The following is a 26,760-nucleotide window of genomic DNA, read 5'->3' as shown; positions in this document are numbered from 1 at the left end:
GGGGAATGAGGAATGAAGAATGGGGAATGAAGAATTAAGAATTTGTCTAAATTGATGTATCAATGTTGTCAAGTTAGAGCTTAGTAAGTTTGGGAGATTGGTTCTGTAGCAGAATGTTTTTTTAATTACACAGGGATGCACAGAGTGTAAGTATGTGAGATCAGTTCTGTAGGAGAAAAGGATTTTTTGAACCACGAAGCGCACCAAGGACCCAAAGAAATTAAAGATTTTGTGGGAAATTTGGCTTTTTCAATTTAGACGTTTTTTCCCAGTTTCAGAGGTAGCAAGAACACCAAGCAGCTTGATGTGGGTTTTCTAGACATTAAATGAACGGAACTGCCCGTCCGATCAGGCAGGGCTAAAAATGGGTAACCACACCTGCCTGCTGCAGGCAGGGATACACGCTGATAAACACAGATAAGAGCTTCGCTTTTCGAATTTCACCACATAGTGAACATAGAACACATAGAAAAGCTGCGCTTTTTGGTCATACGAAGATTAGGAATTGGAAAATGAATGAAACCGCCCTGTAGGGGCTAAATACGGGAAGCCCCTGGTAAGGTTTACCGCAACCCGGGGTTGATGATGTCCAGCCCGGTTACAGAGACGGCGCTGTAGGTGGAATTGAAGAATAAATGGCTTCGCCGGCGATATGAAACTTAGATGTCAATGGAACGCTCCCGCCTGATCGGACGGGCAGGGATGACACAGATTTGGCGGATGATCGCGGATGAAATGGAACCACAGATGAATGATGATGAACGCTGATAAAAGCTGCGCTTTTAATTTTACACAAAGATTGGAATTTGTAAATGGGACTAACCAAGCCTGTCCGCTTTGGCGGATCATGGGACCTTCGACAAAGGCACGACTGAACCAGTAGAATTAATAGAAAGTCCAGCTTCTGGAGAAGCAGGACAACAGAAGTAGGACAACAGAGATGTTTCGCTTCACTCAACATGACGTATAGTTAATTTCCACATCGGACATCTACATCCGACATCCCACATCCCACCATCCAATGCCCCGAATAATCCTCATCACCATTCTCCTTGCCATTGTGCTCTTCCAGATTCCTGGGGAGAAAGTGCCTGTGAATGATGGCACTTTTGGTCATGGGCTTTTTTTCCGGCAGGTGGCCATAGAATTTGTGGATGTGATCGATAAGGACAGTTATAATATCTGGCAACTCCAACATATCCTGCCCTTTGCCCTGGTGCATGTGATTTATGTGATTTTTGGTCTGGACCTGGAACCGGCCCCACTGATGAGCGGAATGCTGATCCTGAATTTCCTGATTTTGGGATTAGGGGTGTTTTGGTTTTTTAGGATTATGAAAAAACTCCGGTTTGAAGGAGCTATTGAGGCCCTGGCTTTTGTCTTGCTCTTTTTCAATTTTTTTATACTCAAGGAAGTATGGTACAACCCCTTTTCCACGGATTTGGCAGCCATGACGATTGGCCTTGGGCAGGTGAATTATTTCATTCGTTACGATAAAAACAAACTCTTTTTGGTTTCCTTGGCGGGAGCTTTTGTTTCTCCTTTTTTATTGCCTATAGGTTTGTTATTGATGGTATTGCCGGGTGATAAACTCAGTATTTATGAGGTTGAAAAGCCACCTTCCCGATTGGCGTTGATAGTAGTGGGGTTATTTATTCTGGGAATGTTTGTTTTAGCTTGGGTAAGCGGCAGGATGGAAGATTCCTTGAGTTCCCTTTTGGGTTTTGTGATTGCTTTGATGGCTTTGGCTGCTTTCCTTTTCTGGATAGGAAGAACTTCTCCGATCAACTGGTCGGAAACATGGAAATATATTGGCAAAAAGCTTCAATCTGAAAGGATTTTACTCTTTTTTGGGGGGCTTTTGGTAGTTTCCATTCTTCTGTGGCTGTTATCCGGCAGCAACAGCAATGTGAGTTTACGTCAATTAGGTCAAGCCTTTGTGGAGGCCTTGTTCAGGTTTCCCTTGGATTTCCTGGCCGGTCACCTGATGTTCTTTGGGCTTATCATCCCGCTTGCTTTGGTGTTTATGTACCGGGTACTGAAAGAGACGGCCTTATTGGGCATTGGTTTTACTTTGGCCATGGCCTTGCTTTTGGTGTTTGCCCTGCATCCGGATTCGAGTACGATGGTTCCATTTTTGCCACTGTTGTTTTTGGGATTGATGAAGGCCATCCGGCGGTATAGGATTTTATGGAAGGATGTATGGAAGATTGCCGGGCTGAACCTGATATTGTCCATGTTTTGGGTACAGCTTAATGTCCCTGGAATGAAAGAAGCCTTTGTTGCAGGGGAAAGGGGAGGATTTCCCGCCCAGCGGTATTGGATGCATTTCGGGCATGCGCAGGACCTTTGGGTGATGGTGGTGGTATTGTTGTTGTTTATCGCCTTGTTGGTATTGTTGGAAAGGGGGAAGAGGAGGTATGTGAGGGGTTGAGAATTTAGAATGAAGAATTAAAAATTCGGAATGAGCGAGCTTGGAAAGTTTGGGAGATCGGTTCTATAGATATACATGATTTTTCTTCACCACATAGATCACATAGTACACATAGAGAAGAGCGAGTTTTTTTTGAACCATTAAGGAATAGTGGATTTCATTAAGGATTTTATATAAGAGCCAAGGCAAAAGGCAAAAGTAAAAAGGGGGGAGTTGAGAGTGAGGAGTTATCATAGTTGTCAAGTTGTCGTGGTTCCGCCACGGCGGACAAGTGTCGGGTTGGAGCATGAAAGGGTTGAGGAGCTTGGTTCTTTGGGATAAAATCTTTTTGAATTACACAGAGTCACACAGAGGAGGCACAGAGGGTCACGGAGAAAAAGGGATAAATATCTCAGAATGGTAGAGAAAGAGATAGGCTTATCCTTGTCACCTCCCTGCCCGTTCCGTTCAGGCGGGGACGGTAGGAGAGGTCTTTAATGTGGAATTTAGAATTAGAAATGAAGAATTTCGCTAATTTCACTAATTAACTCGATTTTAATGTTGTTAGGGATTTTATTCTTTTACTATCATCATAGCAGCATGAGTAATGAAATTAGGCGCAGAACTTTCGAATTTCCACGCCTGCCTGCTGCAAGTAGGAACCCCAGTAGAATGCACATGCTGTTGTACAAAAAATAAAGATATGGAGTGTTCAATCTGTAAAAATGGTCAAACAGCGCCAGGGCATGTAACTGTAACTTTGGAGCGGGGAAATACTATTGTCTTATTGAAGCATGTTCCAGCAGAAGTCTGTCAGAACTGTGGGCACTATTATTTAGATGAAGCAACCACGGAGGTGGTAATGCAAAAGGGGCAGGAAGCTTATGAAAAAGGTGCTGAGCCGGAAGTTGTTAAGTTAAATGTAGCCTGAAACTTTTTAGAATATGGATAAGTTTCTTGAAGATAAAGTTGATGTTTTGGAAATTCAAAATTTGGAGAAGCTAAAGTCTGAATTACACGATGATTTAAAACTATCATTGAATTCTCCTGAAAACCATTTGTCAATAGAAGAACTTGACGCGCTTCTTGAGGGTACGTTGAATAAGTATGGAGTTTAAATGAAATTTACTTTATTTTTTGTAAATTAAATTTTGAATATTGGGTTAAAGTACAATGAAAGCAATTGAAATAAAATCAAAGACAAATAGCAAAGGCCACTTAAAACTGGATCTTGATTTAAAAGAAGCGGGGAAAAATGTGAAAATTTTAATCCTTATGGAAGAAGATCTAAATGAGGAGATGGAATGGCTGAAAATGATTTCAAAAGACCCTGCATTTGATTTTTTAAAAGATAAGGAAGAGGATATTTATTCATTATATGATGGAAAAGCCATCTGAAATAAAATACAGCTTCGTATTAGTATCTTTTCCTTTTGAAGATTTTAAAACATCAAAAGTAAGACCTGCATTATGTCTTACTGAACCTGTAGGTGATTATGAGCATATTGTATTGGCTTTTGTTTAGAGTAAACTTCCTGAAATTTTACTTGATTCGGATCAAATCGTACGTCTTGACTCCCCAAAGGAGCCTGAAGGGCGCAGATAATTGATTTTTGAATTACACAGACCCGCCTGCAGCCGGCAGGGTTACACAGAGAATGCACCGAGATTCACAGAGTTTTTTTATTTTACCACTAAGGCCACTAAGAAGCACTAAGAAAAGGGGCAAGGAGAGGTTTTGTTAAGAAGTTCTAGCGTTTAAATTAGGACAAGACGAAAGAAGAACACGACTTGTTCCGTGTAACGGGAAAGCAGCTGGAGCTGGGTGAAGCTAACCTTTGAGGTTTTTGGAACCTCGAAGGTTTTGAATAAAACGCTGCGCTGAAAGAAGGAATTCAACTACCGTACAAATAGAGAACAAGATCCTGATACATGACCACAAGGCTTAAAGACTGTTTTCTGATTCCTTTCTATCAACAAAACTCTGAAAATGGAGATTTAGTGTCTGCTCACAGCTTTCAGGAAATTCCATTCGAAGTGCAGCGGGTGTACTATCTCTATGATGTGACAGCAGAAAGGAAAAGTGGGCAACATGCTAATATCCAAAACCAACAGGTGATGGTAGCGGTCAAGGGGAGTTTTAAGGTCAGGTTGTATGATGGTCAAGAAACACGGACCTTCAACTTGGATCAGCCGAATGAGGGACTTTTAGTGCGGGAAGGAATCTGGCGTGAAGTTTTCGATTTTTCGGAAGATGCCATTTGCCTGGTGCTTTGTTCGGAGAAGTTTGAGGAGGGGGATTATTTGAAGGATTGGGAGGTATTTATGGACTGGAAATTGAAAAACATATATCCAGCGTGATTCAAAACAGGTTTATTCAAAACCTTTTATATAAAAATTCTTTCAGTAGAGCCTTTTTTACTCTCTATGGACTGGTATGGAAAGAAATCAAGGGCTGTTTTCGTCAATTCTATACGTTCCGTTTTCCAATATCCAGCTTATTCAGGACCTTGGGAATAATATTTTCCAGCCTCAACAGACTGGTGCTGGGAAGGAGTCTTAAATATTCTTTTGCATTCACGGGAGAGGATAGGATTATTGAATCCCTGCTCAAAGCTAAAATCACCTATAACGGTTTTTATGTGGACGTAGGGGCCAATCATCCCAAATTTCTCTCAAATACCTACAGCTTGTATAGAAAAGGATGGAGGGGGATTTGCATTGATGCCAATAAGAACTTGATCAAAAAATATGAGTTTTTTAGGCCTAAAGACCATGCTGTACACGCCCTGGTTTCAGACATTGCTACAAGCCGAACATTCTATCAGGTTCAAAACAATGTTTTATCCACCACTGATGCCCGATTTTTGAGAGACTTTGAACAAGAAGGATTGGAAGTTAAGGAAGAGGTGATGCAGAGTACCACCCTAACAGATATTTTGGATAGGTACCATGCACCGAAAGACTTTGATTTATTGGGCGTAGATGCGGAGGAGCATGATCTCGAAGTTTTAAAAGGAATGGATTGGAATCGGTACCGCCCCAGATTGGTGGTGGTGGAAGATGAGACTTTTGATTTTCGGAATAGAGCAATACATCCTATGGTCTTTTTTATGCAGCAAAAGGGTTACGATCTTAAGGGGTATGTCTTGAAGAACTTGTACTTTATGCCTTCGGATTCATGATGACAGATTCAGGCATTCTTCTCTCCAAGGATTTGAAATACGCTATTAAATCCTACCAAGCTCATTTGAAAAAAGACTGGGATCTGGTGCTGGACAACAGCATCAATGGCACCTTTCTGCACCGCAGGGAATTTATAGAGTACCACGGGGACAGGTTTGAGGATGCTTCTCTGGTGATTTATCATGAAGATGTTCCTGTGGCTATTTTTCCTGCTGAAAGGGAGGGAAATACTGTATTTTCCCACAGGGGTTTGACTTATGCTGGATGGCTTATGCTGGATGGATTGAGATTAAAGGATATACAGGAAATAATTGAAAACACTCAAGCATTCTATCAAAATCTGGGAATAGAGCGCTTGGAAGTCAGAATGGTGCCGGATTTTTTCGCAAAGGAATCGCAAAAAGAATTAAAGATAGCGATTCAAAACACCGGAGGGAAATCCGTTTTTACTGCTGTCCATCATTGTACCTCACTTCCTTTTAGGGTAAAAGATAGGGGGAAAAAATGGGGAAGAAAAAAAGCAATAGCAAATGGGATTGAAATAAGAGAATCTTCAGATCTGAAATCATTTTGGGAAGAGATATTAGTACCGAATCTTGAAAAACGTCATGGGGTAAAGCCAACCCATTCCCTTCAAGAGATTGAGTATTTGAAATCGATTTTTCCTGATCAAATCCTTTTTTATGCTGTTTTTTCTGGTGAAAAGATGCTTGGGGGTGCTCTGGTATTTTCAACTGATACAACAGCTCATTTACAGTACACGGCTGCTTTACCTTTAGGAAAGAAATTAAGGTGTTTAGATTATTTGATGAGCCATTTGATAGAAGAAGAATTTTCTCATAAATCCTTTTTCAATATGGGGGTGTCCCATTTTCCGGTAACAGGAATGATCAATCAAGGATTAGTAAATTGGAAAGAAAGTTTCGGGGGTAAGCCAATTATAGTTAGTGTATATTCCTTTTTTACAGATTTGTTGAATTCAGAATCCTTATGATTTCCCAGTTAATTAAATTTTATTTCTTTAATTAATTCAAAAATTGGATTTTAAAGTAATTGATATTGGAGAAAATTTTTTTGATAAAAGAAGTAATAATATCTTAATACTGACTGCTTTTTTTATTTTCATTAATGGTATTTTACTTTATGAACTAGGTATTAAAGTAGTCAATGATTCTCCAAGGTATTTGGAATATGCCTCTGAAATTAAAAATGAAGGATTTTTTATAGACCCACATAATATTTGGTATATCACCTATGTATTATTTATTCTTTTAACTACATTAATCAATGATAGTATTGCCTCAATTATAATAGGTCAATATATATTGGCATTTTTTGGATTAATGAGTTTATATCAAACGAGCCTAGTCTTGTATAAGAATGAAAGACTAGCTTTTTTAACTTGTTTCCTTTTCTTGTTATTTTTTAAAATAAGTTTGTTTAATTCATACATCCTATGTGAATCTATATTTATCAGCCTGACCTGTATATCCCTATATTTTTTAACTAGATTATATAAGAGAAAAATTTCTTTCCTTGAAAAGATTTTAGGAATTCTGATTTTAGGGCTAACTATATTTACCAAACCAACAGGAATAGCTTTATTGGGAGCTTTGGTTTTTAGCTTATCTTATTTTGGTTTTAAAAATCATTCGAATACCAAGTTAAAATGGTTGTTTGGTTTTATTGGACTAATCCTTATTTTGGCTTTAGCCAATCAAATGGTCAGTACTTTTGGATTTATCGAAAATTATAAAATTGGTGAATTGATTTATGGGGTGACCCAATATTCAAATATTCCTTATTATGATTTGCTAATTATCGATAGGCCGGAAAACATGATTTTACCCAATAATGATCAATTACCTTTGGTTCAAATGCTTTGCTTTATTTATCATCAGCCGGTCTATTGGTTAAAACTCTTCTTTGGAAAACTGTTTCTGTTTTTTGGGCATGTCAGGCCATTTTGGTCTTTTTGGCATAATATGTTTTCTATTCTATTTCTTGTCCCAATTTATGTTTACTTCATTAGGGGGATTTTTAACAGTAATCATTCTAAAGGATTGAAAATTTCCGCATTAATATACATAGTATTCCATGCATTAAGTGTATGTATGATGTCGGTGGATTGGGACGGAAGGTTTTTATTACCTGTTTTACCTATCCTTTTTATACTTAGTTCAAGAAGTGTACTTAGTTCAAAGGATGGGAAATAATAACGTAAAGTTCGATAAAGAATTTTGGCTACTTCTAATTCTATTTTTAAGCCTATTATTAAGTATAATTCTACGGGTTAATGCAGAAGCGACAAATTACCAATCTCCGGATTCATTTTTTTATTTAAAAGTAGCTGAAAATATTCTGAAAGGAAAAGGTTTTGCAGGGCCAACTAGTTTTCCTTTTAATCAAGAATCTGTTGAAAGTTATTTTGCGATTTGGCCAGCTGGATATCCCTGTTTAATAGCACTTTTTGGTTTAGTTATACCGAATTTATTATGGGCCAGTAAAGCAGTCAACTTGTTTTTTCTTGGGGCATCTTTCGTCTTATTATACATTCAATATAAGCAGTCAGCTATTTGGGCAAGTTTTGCTTATTTCTCTTATGGACTTACAGAAGTGTATTCCTACACTTGGTCTGAAGGGCCTTTTTTGTTTTTCGTCTTGCTTTTGTTTTATGGCTTGAACCAAGAGCAAGAGAAAAAGCAGCTCTTTCATGTAGGATTAAGTCTAACCTGTCTTTTTTTACTTAGGTATGCAGGGATTATTTTTTGGTTATTTATTTTGGGATATATGATTTATCAATACACTAGAAAAGAGTATGTGGACGCAAGAAGATTGTTGGTTTCATTAATGATTTCAGGGCTTTTTATTGTAGGTTATCTAGCAATCAACTACATAAAAACAGGATTTATGACGGGAGCAGAGAGGGTGTATATTGGACTGGAGTCTTGGACTGATTTTACATATTATCTCTTTAGGGGATTGCTGAATGTTTTCGCATTTGCAAGGAACCTTTGGTTTGTAGGTAATAAAGATTCATTTGCTATAGGACTGCTTCTTTTACAGATTTTAGTAATAATTTTCGTTTACCGAGGAGTTAAATTTAACTTAGATTTAGGTCAAAGGTTAATGGTTTTTTCTGCAGGATTTTACTTTGTCATGATTATAATACTTCGGTCAATTTCACCGTTTGATAGTTTCAATTATAGAATATTATCCCCTGTATCTTTGATTCTTTTTATTGTGTTTTTCCAAAGTATTCTTAAGAACATAGAGGGCAAAAAATATCAAAAACTAGCCTTATATTCTTTTGTTTTTATATCATTTTTGATCAATTTACCTGTTTATTTTTTATTGGAAGAGATTAAAATTTTAAGATAAAATTATGCTCTTTAACTCTTTCGAATTTCTTCTATTTTTTCCGGTAGTATTCTTGCTGTACTGGTTTGTGTTTCAGAAGCATTTGAAAGCTCAGAATGCTTTTATTCTGGTAACCAGTTATGTGTTTTATGGCTGGTGGGATTGGCGGTTTTTGGGTTTGATTGCGTTTAGTTCTTTGGTGGATTATTGGACAGGGTTAAAGCTTGGACAGGAAGAAGAGACTTTTAAGAGAAAAGTCTATTTGGGGATTAGTTTGGGTGTGAATCTTGGATTATTAGGTTTCTTTAAGTATTTCAATTTCTTTATTGATTCTACCATACAGGCCATCAATGCTTTAGGGTTTCAGGCCAATGAGTATTCATTACAATTGATTCTACCGGTGGGGATCAGTTTTTATACTTTTCAGACGATGAGTTATACAATCGATATCTACAGGAAACAAATCCAGCCCACCAAAGACCCGGTGGCTTTCTTTGCCTATGTCAGCTTTTTCCCTCAACTGGTAGCTGGACCAATAGAAAGGGCATCCAATCTCTTGCCACAGTTTTTCAAGCATAGGGTATTCAATTATACCAAAGCCATGGACGGCATGCGGCAGATCCTTTGGGGTTTTTTCATGAAAATGGTGATTGCGGACAACTGTGCGGTATTTGTAGATCAGGCATTCAAAAATCCGGAAAGTCAACCTGGAATCAATCTTCTGATAGGAGCAGTGTTTTTCAGTTTCCAGATCTATGGGGATTTCGGAGGGTATTCCAATATTGCGATCGGAACAGGAAAACTCTTGGGTTTTGATCTGATGCGGAATTTTGCCTATCCGAATTTTTCAAGGGATATTGCGGAGTTTTGGAGGCGATGGCATATTTCATTGTCCACTTGGTTCAGGGACTATGTGTATATCCCTTTAGGAGGGTCGAGGGTAAGTAGGGGTTTGGCAATCCGGAATATCTTTATCATCTTCCTGGTATCCGGTTTTTGGCATGGGGCGAACTGGACGTTTATTGTTTGGGGTGGCTTAAATGCCATCTATTTTCTACCGCTTTATTTGAGTAAGAAAAACAGGATCAATACCGATTTGGTGGCTGAAAATACCATGCTGCCAAGTTTAAAAGAATTTACCCAAATCCTGATTACTTTCTTGTTGACGACTTTAACCTGGGTGTTTTTCCGATCGCCAGATGTAAGTTTTGCAATTGATTATTTATTCGGATTATTTTCTATTGATCTGTTTTCAATGCCTCAAATGAACATGCGAGTTTACTTATTTGCCGGTATTGTTTTGTTTTTTGTAATTATGGAATGGATGGGAAGAAAGCATGACTTTGCCATTCAAAAAATGGCTTTCGCCAAGCCAGCTATTTATAGGTATGGTTTATATTACAGTCTGGTGATGATTGTGTTTTTATTTGCAAGAAGATCTCAGGAGTTTATTTATTTTCAGTTTTAGGTTTTGAATAGGTTTATCCTTAAAACTACATGGTTTTCTTTTTTGACTATTTTTAGTCTTTTAGTAATTTTTCTATTAGAAAATGGAACAGCAGATCCATTTTATCAGAGATTAATAACAGGAAAGAAAAGAAACCTTATACTAGGAACATCAACTTCGGCACAAGGACTTGTTCCTTCTGTTTTAAATGAAAAGTTAGGATTAATTGGAGAAGATGAGATTTTTAATTTCTCGTTTACTGTGATTCATTCTCCTTATGGAAAAGTTTACAAAAAAAGAATTTTAGAAAAGCTAGATTCTAATTGTTTAAACTGTATTTTCATCTTAACAATCGATCCTTGGAGTTTGGTTTCGGAAAAAATTGATCCTGAAAATGAGGATCTTTTTGTAGAAAATGGCTTGTTTTTAAATTCAATCGAATCGGTTAATGGTGTTATTTTTAATCTTGATTATCTATTTTTTCATTACATAAATTCTTATTATGAAATATTATTGCGTTATTTCACTAATAACTCAATGATTTTACACAAAGACGGCTGGCTTGAGATCCAGGGTATAAAAGAAAAAAATTATGAAAAGGTCCTAAAATCAAAGCTAGCGCAATATTCCAATTATTTAAATACTAAGTCTTTCTCAGAAACAAGATTTTTAAGTTTAAAAAGTTTGATTGATGAATTATCAATGAAAGGTGATGTTTACTTGGTCAGGCTTCCAAGTGACCCAGCGATTTTGGAAATTGACGAAAAAATGATTCCTGATTTTGAAAGAAAAATGGAACAATTGTCACTTCAATTTAATGTACCGTTTTTAAATTTAAGTTCAATGGCCTCAGATTTTGAGTATACTGACGGTAATCATTTGACATCAGGTTCAGCCAAAGACGTAACAAAGCTTATTTCAGATTGGATCATAAAAAATCAATAAAAATGGGTAATTGTTTTTGAGGATTTAAATCTTCGTATTTTATGTTTTTCATAAAACAAATTTTGTTTGCTTAATTTAAAAAATCACTTAAATAGTTTTTTCAAATCAATTTAAATATAGAAAATCTATTGTTATAATATATTTTAGGATAAACATTAGAGATGAGTAATTTAAACAGGATTAAACAGAAAATTAAGAGATTAAAGAATAAGTTATTCTTCAATTCTGGGAATTATTGGAACCAACGATATAAAAAGGGAGGAAATTCCGGGCCAGGATCGTATGGTAAATTGGCTGAGTTTAAAGGAGAAGTTATCAATTCCTTTATTAAAGAAAATAATATTAATAATGTAGTCGAATTTGGTTGTGGGGATGGAAATCAACTTCATTTGCTTCTAATTCAAAATTATTCAGGCTTTGATGTCTCCTTTGAAGCGATTAATATTTGCAAGAATAAATTTTCCGAAGATCCAACTAAAACTTTTAAACATTTAAGCGACTATCGAGCAGAAAAGGCAGAACTAGTGTTGTCTCTAGATGTGATTTTTCATTTGGTAGAGGATAATGTGTTTGAAAAATACATGAAACAATTATTTAATGCTGCTGAAAAGAAAGTTATTATTTATTCCTCAAATTTCGAGGATAATAACACATCGGCTCATGTTAAACACAGAAAATTTACAGATTGGATTGAAAGTAATATTAAAGGTTTTAACCTTGTAGCTGTAGTACCTAACAGATATCCTTTCAACGGTAATAATGAAATTTCTTCATTTGCAGATTTTTATTTTTACTCGAAATAGGGATTCATATTCTATTAAATTATGTAATCAATTTTCATGGTTTTTCTTAAGAAGATTGTAAAAAAACTTTTCACACATTTTACTTATTTCTACATTCATCTAAGGCATAGAATTTTTTTTGCTTTGTCATTAAGTATTCTAGTTGGCTTATTGGATGGGTTTGGATTGGCCATGTTTTTACCATTGTTAGAAATGGTAGATGGAAAAGCGGAGGCTAGTTCCGAAGCTATGGGTAATTTGGGATTCTTAGTTAAAGGGTTGAAGACTTTTGGTTTAACCTTAGACTTGAAAACAGTTTTGCTGGTTATGCTTTTATTTTTTGTTTTAAAAGGTATTGCCAAGTTTGCAGAGATTTATTACCGGGTGATTGTCCAGCAGTATTTTATCAAAAAGCTTCGTTTGGAGAATATTGATTACCTGACGCATTACAATTACAAAGCTTTTGTAACTGCCGATGCAGGTAGAATTCAGAATTCGCTAAGTGGGGAAACAGAAAGGGTGGCTGCTGCATATAGGTCGTATTTTATGTCCATGCAAATGGCAGTCATGCTGTTTGTTTATATTTTTCTTGCGGTATTGGCCAATCCACAATTTGCAATTTTGGTGAGTTTAGGAGGTATATTATCCAACCTTATTTTTAAGCTTATTTATAAAAGAACCAAAGAATTATCGAGAAAAATAACTTCTGAAAGTCATAATTACCAGGGCTTATTGATCCAAAAAGTAGCATTTTTTAAGTATTTGAAAGCGACAGGTATTAACCATCTTTTTTCAGAAAAACTGAAGAAAGCAGTTCAAATAATCGAAAATCATAACCTTAAAACAGGATATTACAGTGCTATATTGCAAGCGATAAGGGAACCAATTACTATCGCTTTAGTGGTAGTTGTTATTCTAGTCCAAGTTAGTTATTTTGATCAGGCCTTAGGTCTGATTATTTTGTCCCTGCTCTTTTTTTATAGGTCTTTGACTTTTTTAATGGCTCTGCAAACTTCCTGGAACAGTTTTTTGAATATGTCAGGTTCTTTGGAAAATATTAGTGATTTTCAAATGACACTTAAAAAAGAACAGCAAAAATTCGGAAAATCAAATTTTGAGGTTCTTAAAAAAGGATTCGAATTAAAAAATGTTTCATTTAGCTATGGAAATGAACTGATTTTAAAAAATATTAACCTGAATTTATCCAAAAACCAAACATTTGCTTTTGTTGGAGAATCAGGTTCAGGTAAAACAACTTTGGTCAACTTAATTGCAGGATTAATGCCTCCAAGTGAGGGTAAAATCCTCTTGGATGGAGTTAATTATTCCAATTTGAATTTGTTTAAATTCCAAAAGAGAATTGGTTATATTACCCAAGAACCAATTGTTTTTAATGATACCATATTTAACAACGTTACTTTATGGTCAGAATCTAAACCTGAAAATTTGGAAAGGTTTTGGAAAGTCATGGAAGAGGCAGCAATTACTGACTTTGTCATGAGTTTGGGAAATAAAGAAAATACTTTATTAGGTAATAACGGAATTAATTTGAGTGGTGGGCAAAAGCAACGAATTTCCATAGCCAGGGAGTTTTTTAAAGAGATAGACCTTTTGATCTTGGATGAGGCCACTTCATCATTGGATTCAGAAACTGAGAAAATCATTCAAAGAAATATAGATTCATATAAAGGTAAACTTACTATCATAATCATAGCTCATAGACTATCAACTATCAAAAACACCGATCAAGTAGTTTTATTTAATCATGGAAAGATTGAATCAGTTTCTAATTTTTATGAACTGCTTGAAATAAACGATAAGTTTAAGGAAATGGTGAGACTTCAAAAATTATAATATGATACCAGTAACAAAGCCCTTTCTTCCTCCTAGAGAAGAATATGATCGGTACATAGATGGCATTTGGAACCGAAATTGGCTAACCAATAACGGCCCCTTGGTCAATGAGCTTGAGTTAAGATTGAAGGAGTATTTAAGATTGGATCATTTACTTTTTGTGTCCAATGGAACCATCGCACTTCAACTTGCGATTAAAGCCTTAGGCTTAAAAGGAGAAATCATTACTACGCCATTTTCATATGTAGCGACTACTACAAGTATTATATGGGAAGGATGTGAGCCGGTATTTGTAGATATACTTCCAGATAAGCTCACTATCAATCCTGATCTGATTGAAGCAGCGATTACTGATAAAACTTCTGCTATCCTCGCAACGCATGTTTATGGAATCCCCTGTGAGGTGGAAAAAATTCAACAGATTGCGGATAAATATCGCTTAAAAGTCATCTATGATGGAGCACATGCTTTTGGTGTAAAACTTAAAGGAAAATCCATTTTTGAATACGGTGACATTTCAACTTGCAGTTTTCATGCGACCAAGCTTTTTCATACCATTGAGGGTGGAGGAGTTGTGACCAAAGACCCTGAAATATTGAAAAAGATGGCCTATTTGAGGAATTTTGGGCATGATGGATTTGAAAGGTTTAATGGTATTGGGATCAATGGGAAAAACTCTGAATTCCATGCGGCAATGGGACTCGCTGTTTTGAATCATGTGGACAATATTTTGGAAAAGAAAAAAAAGCAAGCGGTATACTACTATGAAATTTTATCGGGATTAAGGGTAGGTTATCCAAAAACCGATCAGATTGAATATTATAATTATGCCTATTTTCCAGTTCTATTTTCCAATGAGTTGCAACTTGAGAAAAGCATGAAAGCCTTAGAGGATCAGGGGATTGGATCAAGGAGGTATTTCTTCCCAGGATTGAACCAACTTGGCTATACGGAAGGCAACTGTCCGATATCGGATGAGATTTCAAAAAGGGTTTTATGTTTACCACTCTATCATACCTTAACTAAGGAAGAACAAAGGATGATAGCTAGGATTTTATTAAGGATTCAAAATAACTAATTGATGATTGTAGCTGGAGCAGGTGGTCATGCCTTGGAACTTTTAGATATATTAATTTCAAGAGAAATGACCGAAGATCTATTCTTTTTTGACAATATCAATTCAATTAAGATTTTTAATGAAAAATATCCTATTTTGAATTCGGAAGATCAAGTCATAAGCCATTTCAAAAGAGATTCCAGATTTATTTTAGGTACTGGAAACCCTGAATACAGATATAAGCTGTATAAATTCATGGAATCCTTAGGTGGGGTCTGTTTCCCCATTTTTGGAGAAGGTTCTATTATTTCGAAATTTTCGATAATTGATCAAGTAGATATTTTAAATTTTTGTTTTGTAGGATCTAATACAAAAATAGGGATTGGAACTTTGATAAACACTGGTGCTCAAGTTCATCATGAAGTTGAAATAGGAAACTTTAGTGAAGTCAATCCTGGTGCAGTTATCTTAGGGAAAGTGCAAATTGGGAATTTTACATCGATTGGTGCAAATGCAACGGTTTTGCCTAATGTTAAAGTTGGTAATAATGTTATTGTTGGGGCAGGAAGTGTTGTTACTAATGATATTCCTGATGGCGTAATTGTTAAAGGTGTGCCTGGGAAATATTAGAATATTACGCTTTATATTTCTTAAGAATTACTTTTATTAGTAATATTCCAGTTCTTTTGGATTGTTTTTTATGAAACTGGAACGAACAAACGTTCTTATCTTTTTTGCTAGCTATGATTTTCTAAGCTCCAGGTTTAATAATTTTTCATGATAGTGGATGTACTGTAAATATTTGTTTCTGAGTGTAAGAATTGAGGGAAAAATGACTGAATATGAATTTAAAAATATAAATAAAAAGCAAAGGATTTTTGTGCTTTTATGTGTTTTTTTATTTAAAGTGGGAAAAAAAATCAATTAAGGAAATACAAGAAAAAAGGACTAAAATTTAGATGGTTCAAGATCATTTATAAAATTAGTTCATAGCTAATTTTAAAGACTGTGTTTTGAGTAAGGAAAATTTGTAGTTTCATGAATGTATTATACAAAGAAATAATTGATCATTCACTTTTTGTCACTTCAAAATTAGCTGAAAAAAAAGGTGTACATTCAACTTTTAATAATCCATTCGAAACTTTTTTAAAGATTTGGATTTCTTCAATTTGGAAATTATTTAAACAAATTGCAAAATTTAATTTTGGAATTACTAATCCTTTTAAGTTTAAAAAATTTTTATTTTTCCTAGGGTCAAATAATCAGTATGTTGCTTTAGAACCTTTATTTACTGAATTAGAAGGCAATTTCACAGGGATTAAGAATAAATTTATTGATAAGGATAATATTGTTGAATTTTCAAATTTACCAATATTCTATATTTACTTAATCCAAGTTTTCATCTTGCCATTTTTATACAATTCCAATAATAGGTATTTGATTGAGAATTTTGGAAATAAGATTCCTGGTAAAAAAATATTTGAAACAATATTTTTTACTATTTCATGTTTCCATTTCTTTAATATTATTTTCAAAATAAAAAAGCCAAAAATTATAATTATGGCTAATGACCATACTAATATTAATGTTGGAATTTTGTATGCAGCAAGAAATAATGGAATTAAATCTGTTTATTTTCAACATGCTAATGTTTCTGAAATATTTCCCCCTCTAAAATTTGATTATGCTTTATTGAATTCAGAATTAGCTGCGGAAGTTTATTTTGAAATTAGCCATTCAAAAACGAAGATATTTTGCATTGGTAATATGAAAGCAGATAGGTATTTGAATAAAAAAAGAGAGTTTAATCCAAAACAAAAAAAAATTCTTTTATCAGTTAATAAATCACATGAGGTCAAACTTTATGAAGATTTAGCTCTTAAGCTGGCGAAATTGGAAGATGTGAAATTCATTAAAATTAGACTACATCCTTCCATTTCTGGCGAAAAGTTTGAATTAGTTGACAGTAAAATTCAACTTAGTGATTTTTTTATCGAAAATTCTTTTGAATGTTTAAAGGATATCGATCTTCAGGTAGCAGGGAATAGCAGTATTATTGAAGAAGCATTATTTACAAATACACCTACTTTATATTTTGATTTAGTTCCAGAATTAAGTGATTATTATGGATATGTAAAAAATGGAATTGTAATCGGTAATTTTAATAAGATTGAAGAAATCATAAAATTTATTAAAAATTATATTGTTTTTCAACCAGTATTTTCAAAAGCTGCAAATTATTCATCTTCAATTAATACTAGATTTATGGGAAAAACCAATAAACTAGCAGCAAACATATTGTTTGAAATTGAAAATGATAATATCCTAGAAGATTTTGAATTAACGAAGACTTCTTTAGAATCTTCAATTGAAATTTATACAATTAAAAAACAGTTATTATAATAAACCTAGAATAGTGTTAAAGTTTAAATATTATTTTTTCTATAAACTCTTCAATATGAAATTTTGGGTAGTATAACTCAAGAAACCTTATTAAAATTTTATTGATTTTGAAGGTAAAATCATTTGAACATTATGACTGAAAATTTTCCCAAGGTTTCAGTTTGTATGATTACATTTAATCATGAGAGATTTATTATCCAAGCTATTGAAAGTATTCTCATGCAAAAATGTGACTTTGAAGTGGAATTGATTATAGCAGATGATGCCTCCACTGATAAAACAGGTGAAATCATTCAGGAAATTTTAAAAAAACAATCCGGTAAACATTCCATAGAATATTTTAGACATTCAAAAAATATAGGGATGTCAAAAAATTTTTATTGGGCTTTAAAGAAGTGTACTGGTAAATATATCGCATTTTGCGAAGGAGATGATTATTGGACTGACCCGTATAAACTTCATAAACAAGTCAACTTCCTGGAAATGAACAAGTCTTATTCTTTAATTTTCACTAGGTTTAAATTACTTCATGAAAGAGAAAACATTTTTAAAAATGATAGCTATGAAAAGTTTTTCATAGACCAAGATTTTATAGAATTAGATATTGAAAAGTTAGAAAAGGGATGGCATCTTGGTACTCAAACATTAATGTTTAGAAAAGAATGCTTTGATTTTAACGAAAATGAAAGGTATGAATATTTTAGAGATGTACATCTTTTTTACTATTTCCTGTTAAAGGGAAAGGTAGCTATTATCAGTTCCTTTACTTCAGTTTACAGAATTCATGAAAATGGAGTTTATTCATCCAAATCATACCTTGAAAGGACAGAGATTGGATTAAAATGTTATCAGGAATTATACTTTAAAAATAAAAATGTCAGATCATTAAAAAATAAATATTATAAGTACTTATTGTTTTATTCTGATGCATTATTCAATAGTGGAGAATATTCAAAATCGATATCCACTATTATGAAATTATTTTTCAGAAGTTATTCGGTAAAATATTTGATTTTATACTTTAGAAATTTAATGAAGAAAAAATAGATGAGAGTTGTTTACTTGCTAAATAGTTTAAATGATTTAGGGGGAATATCAACTATTACTAACAAAAAAGTAGACTGGCTTATAAATAATCAGGGGTACGATGTTTGTGTTATTGTGAAAAGGCATTCTTTACCTTTTGAAGAAAGGTATGATGGAAAGTTGAAAATTTACAATATTGAAAAAACCTATCACGGATTAAATTTTCTTCAAAAAATTCAATATGGATATTATTTTTACAAAAAGGTTCGAAAAATTATTTCTGACTTTAATGCTGATATTTGCATTAGTTTGCTTTCAAGTATAGATTTTTTCATTCTTCCATTTGTAAAAACAAGCATACCAAAAATTTTAGAAATTCACGCCTCAGCGACGATTGTTATTCAACAATCATTTTTTGTCAAAAGATTTTTTTACAAGCTTTATTCAAAAGTGGTTGTCCTTAATGAATTAGAAAAATCTAAATATAACTTAAATAATATCGCTGTAATTCCCAATTTCCTATCAATTAGTGATTATAATTTTAATGATTTAAAAAAACAAAATATCATTATTTCAGGAGGCAGGAATGATAAATTAAAACAATACGAACATCAGATTAAGGCTTGGAATAAACTTTTTAATGAATTTGATGACTGGGAATATCATATTTATATAAATGATGAAGAAGAGAATTTACAAGAATATTTTAATTTGATTGATAAGAAATGTTCAACCTTAAAAATTTTCCCTGCGGTAAATAATTTCCCAAATAAATTGAAAGAATCATCGATTTTAGTTCTTACCTCAAAATCAGAAAGCTTTTCAATCATGATTCTCGAAGCGTTTAACAGTTATAATGCTGTGATCTCTTATGAAACCTTTTCCGGTCCCATTACCTTGTTAAGTAAAGAAACTGGTGTTCTCGTAAAAATGAATAACATAGACCACCTTGCTATTAGTATGAAGGAATTAATTAGTAATAAAAAGTTGAGAAATAAGATTGTTTTTAGTGCAAAAGAAAAAGCCAAGGAATATTCAACTGAAATAATTATGAAAAAATGGCTTGATTTATTCACTCAAGTTTTAAAAGTAAATAAGTAAGAATAACACTTTTTGATTTAATGAATAGCTTATTGAGTCAAGGTAATTTTTTATTTCTTGGCAATTTTAGTACAATTTTGATTTAACATTAAATCTAAATAGTCATTTTATGGAATTTAAACTTCCCTTTTTACCAATTTCAATTAGGATAAATAAAATACCTCAAAAAACTGAGAGTAAGATCACTGACCGAAGTTATAATAAAGTTTTTGTGATTGGTTTTAATAAAACTGGAACAACTACCGTAAAAAAAGTACTGCATGACTTTGGTTTTAATATTGGAAACCAACCTATTGCTGAAATATTAGGGCTTGAGTGGGGCAAAACAGGAAATGAAGAAAAAATAATAAAATATTGTCACTCAGCCGATGCTTTTCAAGATTCTCCTTTTTCAAGACCGAACCTTTATAAAAAATTAGATTTGTCCTTCCCAAATTCAAAATTCATTTTAACCGTTAGAGACGATGAAAATCAATGGTTCAATTCTTTAGTAAGATTTCATAGTAAGCTTTGGTCTTCAAATAAGGAGCTTCCACCAACTCCAAAAGATTTGGAGGAAGCCATTTATAGATATAAAGGTATGCCACTTGATTCAAAAAAAATATTTTATAATTATCCAGAAGTTGATTTATATGATAGAGAATATTATATCAATAATTATTTAAAACATAATAAAGATGTGGAAAGCTATTTTGATAATAGACCCAATAATTTTATAAAAATAAATGTTGGAAACCCCGGAGATTATAAAAGGCTTGCAAATTTTTTAAATGTACAAACCAACTCAAATAAATTCCCACATTTGAATAAAACAACATAAGAGAATATAATTCTATTCGATAATAATATTTTGAAAGACTTACTTCCTAATGAAAAAACGGAGATCAATAATTTAATTAATTCTTTGATATCGAATATTTTTAAGTGCTTGTAGTTTTAAGTTTCCCCATTCAGTATACTTAAAAAACTTTTAAAAAAAGTATGACCGTATCAATTATAATCCCTACATATAACAGAGGGGAATTGTTAAGAGAAACAATAGATAGCATTATTGGTCAAAGTTATCCTTTTTGGGAATTATTAATAATTGACGATGAATCTTCTGATAACACTCATGAAATCGTTGAAAAATATGAAAAACAAGATAGTAGAATAAAGTATTTTAAGAGGCCAAATAATTTGCCAAAAGGTGCAAATGCTTGCAGAAATTATGGTTTATCCCTGGCTTCTGGAACTTTCATAAAATGGGTTGATTCGGATGATCTTTTAAAGGAAAATAATTTAGAATTACAAATAAAAGTCTTAAAGGAAAATAGGAACATAAAAGTTTGTTTAGGGTATAGCCAAAATTTTTTTAAGAATAAGGATAACCTCAAGGATTTATGGTCAAGATCATTTGAATCAAATAATTTCTTTTATGATCATATAAAGAACAATATTAGGTGGCATTTAGGAGCTATTCTTTGGAAAAAAGAAGCATTAAATCAAGAACCATTTTCAAATTCTTTAATGAATTCTCAGGAATGGTTGATGAATAGTATAGCACTTTTGGATTTGGAACATTCTCAAATTTATAATTTGAAAGAAATTATTTATCTGGTTAGAAGAGGGCATAGGCGAATAAGTTCTAATACAAGTAGTTCATATTACTTTCATCAAACTAAAGCAAGATTTCTATTATTATTAGAAATGTTAAAGAGAGGAAGATTTGATTTTCTTTGTGTTTTTGAGTTAACAAAGCAAATACTTGCTAATTCATACTATACAATCAAGGGACTGGCAAAAGATCAATTTAATTTCAAATATTTTTAGATTGGAGATCATAAGAATCATACCTTTATTGGATTTTGGGGGAGTGGAAAAGAGAGTTAAACATACTGTAATTGGCTTTAAGTTATTTTCAAATCAGTCACTTAGTGTTGTGGTGTTAGGTAAAAAAGGCAAGATTTCTGAAGATCTTAAGTCAATGGGGACACATCCAATTCATCTTAATCAAAATTTTAAAATACCTAATATCTTATTGATTTTTAAGTTATATAGATTACTTAAAAATATTCGACCAGATGTTGTGCATACATCAGCTGCAGAGGCCAATTTTCATGGGTTGATCGCTGCAAAAATGGCGCGTGTGCCAGTTAGAATTGGAGAAGAAATTGGTTTTCCTAAGCATGACTGGAAATGGAGGTTGATTTTTAAATGGGTTTATAAGTCTGCGACGAAGGTGATAGCAATTTCTCAGGCAGTAAAGGATAGAATTGTGGAATTGGGGGAAGTGGAGGAAGAGAAGGTGGAGGTGGTGTATAATCCTGTGAGTTTAGGGGAAAGGGAAAAGGGAAAAGGTGAAAGGGGGATCGGAGAAAAGGAAGAGAATTCAGGGAAAGAGGAAGGAGATGTGGCAGAAAGTTCTAAAGTTGAGGGGGCTCTTCGTTTTGCTCCTGCCGAAAAGGCAGGCAGGCAGAGTGACGTAAACAATGGGGAAAGTAAAAAGCCATTTGTGTTTGTGACGACATGTAGGTTGGTGCCGGTGAAGAATTTGGATACTTTAGTTAAAGTATTCGCGGAGATTGTTGAGGAGAATCAAGACTTGGATTTGAAATTATGGATAGTGGGAGATGGACCAGAAAAAGGAACTTTAGAAGTTTTGGCAAAGGATCTTGGAATTCAAGAAAATGTATTTTTTTGGGGTTTTCATGAGGATGTAGTTCCATATTTGGAAGAAGCAGATGCCTTTGTTTTACCTTCTTTTTCTGAAGGCTTTTCCATTTCATTGGTTGAGGCTATGCTTTGTGGATTGCCTAGCATTGTGACCAATCAGGGTGGGCCAAGGGAAATTGTGGAGGACGGTAAAACAGGGTTTTTGATAAACCCTCTTAAAGCTTATGATATAAAAAGTAAAATGCTCGAGGTTTTGAAATTGTCTAATGAACAAAGGCAATTAATTGGTGAGAAGGCGCAAGAGGCTGGGAAAAAGTACTCAGTGGAGAATTATGTGAAGAGGTTGATGGAGGTTTATACCACCCCCTAAATCCCCCTGTAGGCGGACCTATGCGTCTTCGAATTCGAGTATTAATAATTTTAAAGATTAAGTTTCAATTGAAACCATTCTCCCTTCCCATTCAGGGAAAGAGTCGGGGATGTGGAGAAAGAAATGAGTTACAATGAAAATCTTTTTTATGGAGCTAGTCCCTTGGTTCTCGAAAGAGCAAGGGAGTTAAGAAAAAAGATGACTCATTCAGAATCCCTTTTTTGGAATGAGGTTTCAAATAAAAATTTTCTGGGGTTTAAGTTTAGAAGGCAGCATCCCATAGGGAATTTTATTGTGGACTTTTATTGCCATGAACTGAAATTGGTGATCGAGATAGATGGTGATATTCATGAATCCAATGATTCCAAAGAATATGATGAAGGTAGGACTTATGAATTGGAAGAATTGGGATTACAGGTCTTAAGGTTTCAAAATGAAGAAGTAGAAAAGGAAATGGAAAAGGTGTTGTTTGTTTTGAGGAGTAAGGTTATTTCTTTGACTACCCCCTAAATCCCCCACATGGGGGACTTGTACGTCTTCGAAGACGTGTGTTAGTAACTTTAAGATTAAACTTCAATTGGAACCATCCTCCCTTCCCATTCAGGGGAAGGGTCGGGGATGGGGTGAAAAATATGCAAAAAATCCGCCTTTTACATTGTATCGAGACGATTTCCTCTGGTGGGGTAGAAAGGATCAGGCTGACTTTTGCCAAGAGTTTGGATTTTAACAAATACGAATTAAAAATTATTTGTACAAAAGCTGTAGGACCGATCAAAGATCAATTAGAAAGGCTAGGGGTTGAGATCATTGAAGTGGGACCATTTAAGGGCCCTTTTGAGTGGGGAAAGTACAAAAAGGTGCTAGATGTAATTCGTAAATATCAACCACATATAATCCATGGGGCTGTATTTGAAGGGATGAGTATGGCCACGGTTGGAGGATTATTTGGTAAAGTACCAATAGTCATTTTGGAGGAAACATCTTTTCCGTCAACACGGTCGAAAAAAGCACTTTTTTTACAGAGAGTTTATTCAATTTTTGCGGATAAGGTAATCGGTATTGCTCCTTCGGTGGTTTTGTTTTTAAAGGAAAAAGTAAAGATTTCTTCTTCAAAGGTTGTTTTGATTAATAATGGAGTAGATATTCCAGAAACTTGTTCAGATCAGGAGATATTTCATATTAGAAAAAGCCTCAGAATTGAAAAGGATGATTTGGTGATTGGATCTGTGGGAAGGGTACATGATAGCGTAAAAAGGTTTTCAGATATTTTGCAGGCAATAAAGCTATTGGATAATCCTAAACTTAAATTTTTGTTGGTAGGACAGGGTCCAGATTTTGATGAGTTAAAGAAATTTTCTAACCAATTAGGAATCCAAGATCAATTTATTCCGGTAGGGTTTCAGGAAAAACCAGATTCATATTATCAGATTATGGATGTTTTCTGTTTGCCTTCGGCACATGAAGGGTTTGGTTTGGTGGCTGCTGAGGGAATGTTACAAAGATTGCCAGTAATAGCTACCAAGGTTGGAGGGCTTCAGGATATTGTAATAGATGGAGAGACAGGATTTTTGGTACCTCCTTTTTCACCAGATCAAATTGCTAAAAAGTTAAAAATCCTGATTGAAGATCCTGAACTGCGAAAATTAATGGGAGAAAAAGCCTATGAAAGGGCCATGGCGAATTATACTGCTGATCGTTACTGTCAGGAGGTGGAAAATTTGTACTTACAGCTTTTAAAGGAAAAGGGATTAATTTCCTGAAAAACTATTCATATCTTGAAGTTTACAAAAGTTTTGTTTGTGAGTTGGGATGGGCCGGAAGTGACCTATTTGGAAAACTTGTTTGCCCCTATTTTTTATAAGCTTAAAGAGAGGTATGGATACGAATTTCATATTATCCAGTTTACTTCAACAAACAAAAAAAAAATTAAGCAAAGAAAAGAAGATTTAGAATCAAGAGGGATTCGTTATTTGGGTATTCCAACTTCCCCAAAATCAGCTTTATTGGGGATGTTGAATGCCAAATTCCTGGATATTTATCGGGTCAAAAAATATGCAGAAAAGCATGGAATAGAAGTTATTATGCCGAGAGCAGTCAATGCCTATTTTATTGTAAAAGCCTTATTTCAAAATCAAAAATATCTCTTGGTCTGGGATGCAGATGGCTTTCCTTTAGAGGAGCGAATTGATTTTGCAGGATTATCCAAAAATAGTTGGCGGTACCAGTTTTTTAAAAGAATCGAGTATCAGGCCTATCATCAAGCAGCTTCTATAATCTGCAGAACTCAAAAAGCCAAAGAAATAATTGTTCAAAATGGTGGAAAAGGATTTGATAGAGGTAAAGTTTTTGTGGTAAATAATGGGACTTTTATAAGTGGTGAAAATGCCACTTTGATAGTTAAGCCAAAACAACTCACCTTGGTATATGCAGGATCCTTAGGACCGCAATATATGTTTCCAGAAATGATGGAAACCTTCCAAATCATCAAAACAACTTTTCCCGATGCCATGTTCAAAATCTTGACCTTTCAAATCGGGCAAGCCCGGGATTATATTCAGCAAAATTATCCCCAGATATTCTCCAGTGTGGAGATTAAATCTGTTCATGCAGCGCAGGTAAAGGAAGAGTTGGCAAAGGCGCATATTGGTATTTCATTCCGCAAACCAAGTTTTTCCATGCAGGGAGTTGCCCCGATTAAAGTGGTGGAATACATCAGTGCAGGCTTGCCTTTGATCTATAATCCTGGAATTGGAGATTTGGATGAGCTTTTGGGAACTCAGGAATTTGCCTTTTCCCTAGATCCAATGAAAGCTGTTGATCCTGAAAGTTTGGTTGATTGGATCAAAAGAATCGTGAATCAGGATAGAAGAGACCAAGTGATCCAATTTGCTCAAGAACATTTTTCTTTGGAAAGATCAGCAGTCTTGTATCACCAAGCATTACAATATGGAGAAGGGTAAAGAGGATATTTATCTTTTTGATGTTTGCGGTACGCTTTATCATGCCAATACCACCTATAGCTTTTTGGAATATTATTTTAGAGATAAGGATAGATTCAAATATTGGTTGATCCGGATTTTATTGTCCTTGCCGGGAAAGGTAATTATTGTTGCTTTATCTAAGATTGGCATAAAAGCAGATTTACGATCTTTTTTGATTGGGTTGCTAAGGCATGAAAATTCGTATGAGGTAGAACGTTGTGCAAATCTTTTTGTGTCTGATGTGTTGAATTCAAAAAGGTTCTTAAAAACACAAAGCATCTTGAAGAAAGCCCAAGAAGAAAATAAGAGGGTAGTTTTGGTAAGCGCATCTTTGGGACCGGTTGTCAAAGCTATTGCTGATAGTTTCCAGGTGAATGAATACTTTGCGTCAACCTTGGAAACATCAGAGGATGGCATTTATTCTGGAAAATTGGCTCATGACCTAAAGGGACAAAAACTAATAACCATAAAAAGGAATTTTAGTATTCAGGCAGGCGAATTTTTTGTGTACACCGATAATTTGGATGATATTGCATTGATTGAAATAGCTGAAAAAGCTTTTGTCATTTCCAAAAAACGGAATTTAAAAAAATGGGAAAGATTATTGGCCTCCCATCCACATGCTGAAATTTTACATGTATAAGTTCGTCATCCCTTTTTATTACCTGACTTATTCCCGATTAAAAAGTCTTCCAGAGAAGTTATCTCTGATATGGATTTATCCACTTTTTTTGATGGTTTTTCTTTTTGGTTTTTATCAGGTTGAAGTTATTCCTCATCTCTTTTCTTTTCTTATGGCATTTGTCGCCTGGATGAGTATTTATGAGATTGGGTATTTGGAAAATGATGCAATAACTATTAAAAAGGAAACCCATCCTAATCTAAGGATTCAAGAAAAGGAAATAAATTTTATAGAGGAAAATTTCAAGGACATTTTAATTGCTAGATTTTTAATTTTCGGGGTGATAATTCTGATCTTCTTTTTGTCAGGTTTGTTATCCAATGGACAACTTTTTTTATTGATATCACTGGTAATATTGGCAAGGTTATTTTTTTACATGCACAATCAAATTCGATCTAGATGGAACATTCTTACTTATTTTGTTTTGTGTTTATTGAAATATTCAATTTTTCCATTGGTTTTTTTAGGATTGAAATTTGGTTTTGAACCATTTATTGT

General features: G+C 34.1%; 25 protein-coding genes. All 25 read left to right on the top strand.

Going from position 1 to position 26,760, the window contains the following annotated elements:
- The first annotated feature begins 1,021 nt into the window (after positions 1 to 1,021).
- The gene (locus tag ACFSKV_RS16600; RefSeq protein ID WP_380805254.1) at positions 1,022 to 2,434 is read left to right on the top strand and encodes a hypothetical protein; all 1,413 of its coding nucleotides are present in this window, start codon (positions 1,022 to 1,024) and stop codon (positions 2,432 to 2,434) included.
- 682 nt (positions 2,435 to 3,116) lie between these two features.
- Positions 3,117 to 3,344, top strand: a complete 228-nt coding sequence (locus ACFSKV_RS16595; RefSeq protein ID WP_380805252.1) for a type II toxin-antitoxin system MqsA family antitoxin — start codon at positions 3,117 to 3,119, stop codon at positions 3,342 to 3,344.
- Between the two features lie 13 nt (positions 3,345 to 3,357).
- Complete coding sequence (locus ACFSKV_RS16590; protein WP_380805249.1) at positions 3,358 to 3,531, top strand: hypothetical protein; 174 nt, start codon at positions 3,358 to 3,360, stop codon at positions 3,529 to 3,531.
- 55 nt (positions 3,532 to 3,586) lie between these two features.
- Positions 3,587 to 3,811, top strand: coding sequence for a hypothetical protein (locus ACFSKV_RS16585; protein WP_380805246.1), 225 nt, complete (start codon positions 3,587 to 3,589; stop codon positions 3,809 to 3,811).
- Between the two features lie 534 nt (positions 3,812 to 4,345).
- Positions 4,346 to 4,774: a sugar 3,4-ketoisomerase gene (locus tag ACFSKV_RS16580; protein ID WP_380805244.1), complete on the top strand. Its 429-nt coding sequence runs from the start codon at positions 4,346 to 4,348 to the stop codon at positions 4,772 to 4,774.
- A 149-nt stretch (positions 4,775 to 4,923) separates the two neighbouring features.
- A complete protein-coding gene (locus tag ACFSKV_RS16575) occupies positions 4,924 to 5,598 on the top strand; it encodes an FkbM family methyltransferase (protein ID WP_380805240.1) in 675 nt (224 codons plus the stop codon).
- Positions 5,595 to 6,593, top strand: coding sequence for a hypothetical protein (locus ACFSKV_RS16570; protein WP_380805237.1), 999 nt, complete (start codon positions 5,595 to 5,597; stop codon positions 6,591 to 6,593). The genes ACFSKV_RS16575 and ACFSKV_RS16570 overlap by 4 nt, the downstream gene beginning before the upstream one ends.
- Before the next feature lie 709 nt (positions 6,594 to 7,302).
- The gene (locus ACFSKV_RS16565) at positions 7,303 to 7,815 is read left to right on the top strand and encodes a hypothetical protein (RefSeq protein ID WP_380805234.1); all 513 of its coding nucleotides are present in this window, start codon (positions 7,303 to 7,305) and stop codon (positions 7,813 to 7,815) included.
- Positions 7,805 to 8,980 carry a hypothetical protein gene (locus ACFSKV_RS16560; RefSeq protein ID WP_380805232.1) on the top strand — a complete coding sequence of 392 codons (1,176 nt, stop codon included), beginning with the start codon at positions 7,805 to 7,807 and terminating at the stop codon, positions 8,978 to 8,980. Before ACFSKV_RS16565 ends, ACFSKV_RS16560 begins: the two co-directional genes overlap by 11 nt.
- 4 nt (positions 8,981 to 8,984) lie before the next feature.
- Positions 8,985 to 10,427: an MBOAT family O-acyltransferase gene (locus ACFSKV_RS16555; protein WP_380805230.1), complete on the top strand. Its 1,443-nt coding sequence runs from the start codon at positions 8,985 to 8,987 to the stop codon at positions 10,425 to 10,427.
- A 3-nt stretch (positions 10,428 to 10,430) separates the two neighbouring features.
- Positions 10,431 to 11,351, top strand: a complete 921-nt coding sequence (locus tag ACFSKV_RS16550; protein ID WP_380805227.1) for a hypothetical protein — start codon at positions 10,431 to 10,433, stop codon at positions 11,349 to 11,351.
- A gap of 161 nt (positions 11,352 to 11,512) precedes the next feature.
- Positions 11,513 to 12,154 (top strand): methyltransferase domain-containing protein, encoded by a 642-nt coding sequence (locus ACFSKV_RS16545; RefSeq protein WP_380805224.1) that lies wholly within the window; start codon positions 11,513 to 11,515, stop codon positions 12,152 to 12,154.
- A 123-nt stretch (positions 12,155 to 12,277) separates the two neighbouring features.
- Positions 12,278 to 13,987: an ABC transporter ATP-binding protein gene (locus ACFSKV_RS16540; protein WP_380805222.1), complete on the top strand. Its 1,710-nt coding sequence runs from the start codon at positions 12,278 to 12,280 to the stop codon at positions 13,985 to 13,987.
- Position 13,988: 1 nt separating this feature from the next.
- Positions 13,989 to 15,065 carry a DegT/DnrJ/EryC1/StrS family aminotransferase gene (locus tag ACFSKV_RS16535; RefSeq protein WP_380805219.1) on the top strand — a complete coding sequence of 359 codons (1,077 nt, stop codon included), beginning with the start codon at positions 13,989 to 13,991 and terminating at the stop codon, positions 15,063 to 15,065.
- Between the two features lie 3 nt (positions 15,066 to 15,068).
- Positions 15,069 to 15,674, top strand: coding sequence for an acetyltransferase (locus tag ACFSKV_RS16530; RefSeq protein ID WP_380805217.1), 606 nt, complete (start codon positions 15,069 to 15,071; stop codon positions 15,672 to 15,674).
- A gap of 408 nt (positions 15,675 to 16,082) precedes the next feature.
- Positions 16,083 to 17,447, top strand: a complete 1,365-nt coding sequence (locus ACFSKV_RS16525) for a hypothetical protein (protein ID WP_380805214.1) — start codon at positions 16,083 to 16,085, stop codon at positions 17,445 to 17,447.
- A 132-nt stretch (positions 17,448 to 17,579) separates the two neighbouring features.
- Positions 17,580 to 18,494: a glycosyltransferase family 2 protein gene (locus tag ACFSKV_RS16520; RefSeq protein ID WP_380805211.1), complete on the top strand. Its 915-nt coding sequence runs from the start codon at positions 17,580 to 17,582 to the stop codon at positions 18,492 to 18,494.
- Positions 18,495 to 19,574 carry a glycosyltransferase gene (locus ACFSKV_RS16515; RefSeq protein ID WP_380805209.1) on the top strand — a complete coding sequence of 360 codons (1,080 nt, stop codon included), beginning with the start codon at positions 18,495 to 18,497 and terminating at the stop codon, positions 19,572 to 19,574.
- A gap of 109 nt (positions 19,575 to 19,683) precedes the next feature.
- A complete protein-coding gene (locus tag ACFSKV_RS16510) occupies positions 19,684 to 20,394 on the top strand; it encodes a sulfotransferase (protein WP_380805206.1) in 711 nt (236 codons plus the stop codon).
- A gap of 161 nt (positions 20,395 to 20,555) precedes the next feature.
- On the top strand, positions 20,556 to 21,386 hold the full coding sequence (locus tag ACFSKV_RS16505; protein ID WP_380805203.1) for a glycosyltransferase family 2 protein: 831 nt from the start codon (positions 20,556 to 20,558) through the stop codon (positions 21,384 to 21,386).
- A 1-nt stretch (position 21,387) separates the two neighbouring features.
- Positions 21,388 to 22,599 (top strand): glycosyltransferase, encoded by a 1,212-nt coding sequence (locus ACFSKV_RS16500; RefSeq protein ID WP_380805201.1) that lies wholly within the window; start codon positions 21,388 to 21,390, stop codon positions 22,597 to 22,599.
- A gap of 123 nt (positions 22,600 to 22,722) precedes the next feature.
- Positions 22,723 to 23,109 carry an endonuclease domain-containing protein gene (locus tag ACFSKV_RS16495; RefSeq protein WP_380805198.1) on the top strand — a complete coding sequence of 129 codons (387 nt, stop codon included), beginning with the start codon at positions 22,723 to 22,725 and terminating at the stop codon, positions 23,107 to 23,109.
- Between the two features lie 122 nt (positions 23,110 to 23,231).
- The gene (locus ACFSKV_RS16490; RefSeq protein WP_380805194.1) at positions 23,232 to 24,359 is read left to right on the top strand and encodes a glycosyltransferase; all 1,128 of its coding nucleotides are present in this window, start codon (positions 23,232 to 23,234) and stop codon (positions 24,357 to 24,359) included.
- A gap of 15 nt (positions 24,360 to 24,374) precedes the next feature.
- Positions 24,375 to 25,559: a glycosyltransferase family protein gene (locus ACFSKV_RS16485; protein WP_380805189.1), complete on the top strand. Its 1,185-nt coding sequence runs from the start codon at positions 24,375 to 24,377 to the stop codon at positions 25,557 to 25,559.
- Positions 25,546 to 26,223, top strand: a complete 678-nt coding sequence (locus ACFSKV_RS16480) for a haloacid dehalogenase-like hydrolase (RefSeq protein WP_380805187.1) — start codon at positions 25,546 to 25,548, stop codon at positions 26,221 to 26,223. Before ACFSKV_RS16485 ends, ACFSKV_RS16480 begins: the two co-directional genes overlap by 14 nt.
- Positions 26,224 to 26,760: the final 537 nt, after the last annotated feature.

The sequence above is a fragment of the Shivajiella indica genome (assembly GCF_042683085.1).
GTDB classification, from domain to species: Bacteria; Bacteroidota; Bacteroidia; order Cytophagales; family Cyclobacteriaceae; genus Shivajiella; species Shivajiella indica.
Note: the sequence above shows the minus strand (reverse complement) of the source record. Positions and strands in the feature narration are given on the sequence as shown.

Bases quoted from the DNA above. Each gene is read 5' to 3' on its own strand.
- ACFSKV_RS16505 (WP_380805203.1), top strand. From the start codon at position 20,556: ATGACCGTATCAATTATAATCCCTACATATAACAGAGGGGAATTGTTA.
- ACFSKV_RS16515 (WP_380805209.1), top strand. From the start codon at position 18,495: ATGAGAGTTGTTTACTTGCTAAATAGTTTAAATGATTTAGGGGGAATA.
- ACFSKV_RS16555 (WP_380805230.1), top strand. From the start codon at position 8,985: ATGCTCTTTAACTCTTTCGAATTTCTTCTATTTTTTCCGGTAGTATTC.
- ACFSKV_RS16585 (WP_380805246.1), top strand. From the start codon at position 3,587: ATGAAAGCAATTGAAATAAAATCAAAGACAAATAGCAAAGGCCACTTA.
- ACFSKV_RS16490 (WP_380805194.1), top strand. From the start codon at position 23,232: ATGCAAAAAATCCGCCTTTTACATTGTATCGAGACGATTTCCTCTGGT.
- ACFSKV_RS16600 (WP_380805254.1), top strand. From the start codon at position 1,022: ATGCCCCGAATAATCCTCATCACCATTCTCCTTGCCATTGTGCTCTTC.
- ACFSKV_RS16525 (WP_380805214.1), top strand. From the start codon at position 16,083: ATGAATGTATTATACAAAGAAATAATTGATCATTCACTTTTTGTCACT.
- ACFSKV_RS16495 (WP_380805198.1), top strand. From the start codon at position 22,723: ATGAGTTACAATGAAAATCTTTTTTATGGAGCTAGTCCCTTGGTTCTC.
- ACFSKV_RS16590 (WP_380805249.1), top strand. From the start codon at position 3,358: ATGGATAAGTTTCTTGAAGATAAAGTTGATGTTTTGGAAATTCAAAAT.
- ACFSKV_RS16545 (WP_380805224.1), top strand. From the start codon at position 11,513: ATGAGTAATTTAAACAGGATTAAACAGAAAATTAAGAGATTAAAGAAT.
- ACFSKV_RS16560 (WP_380805232.1), top strand. From the start codon at position 7,805: ATGGGAAATAATAACGTAAAGTTCGATAAAGAATTTTGGCTACTTCTA.
- ACFSKV_RS16530 (WP_380805217.1), top strand. From the start codon at position 15,069: ATGATTGTAGCTGGAGCAGGTGGTCATGCCTTGGAACTTTTAGATATA.
- ACFSKV_RS16595 (WP_380805252.1), top strand. From the start codon at position 3,117: ATGGAGTGTTCAATCTGTAAAAATGGTCAAACAGCGCCAGGGCATGTA.
- ACFSKV_RS16570 (WP_380805237.1), top strand. From the start codon at position 5,595: ATGATGACAGATTCAGGCATTCTTCTCTCCAAGGATTTGAAATACGCT.
- ACFSKV_RS16480 (WP_380805187.1), top strand. From the start codon at position 25,546: ATGGAGAAGGGTAAAGAGGATATTTATCTTTTTGATGTTTGCGGTACG.
- ACFSKV_RS16510 (WP_380805206.1), top strand. From the start codon at position 19,684: ATGGAATTTAAACTTCCCTTTTTACCAATTTCAATTAGGATAAATAAA.
- ACFSKV_RS16580 (WP_380805244.1), top strand. From the start codon at position 4,346: ATGACCACAAGGCTTAAAGACTGTTTTCTGATTCCTTTCTATCAACAA.
- ACFSKV_RS16535 (WP_380805219.1), top strand. From the start codon at position 13,989: ATGATACCAGTAACAAAGCCCTTTCTTCCTCCTAGAGAAGAATATGAT.
- ACFSKV_RS16520 (WP_380805211.1), top strand. From the start codon at position 17,580: ATGACTGAAAATTTTCCCAAGGTTTCAGTTTGTATGATTACATTTAAT.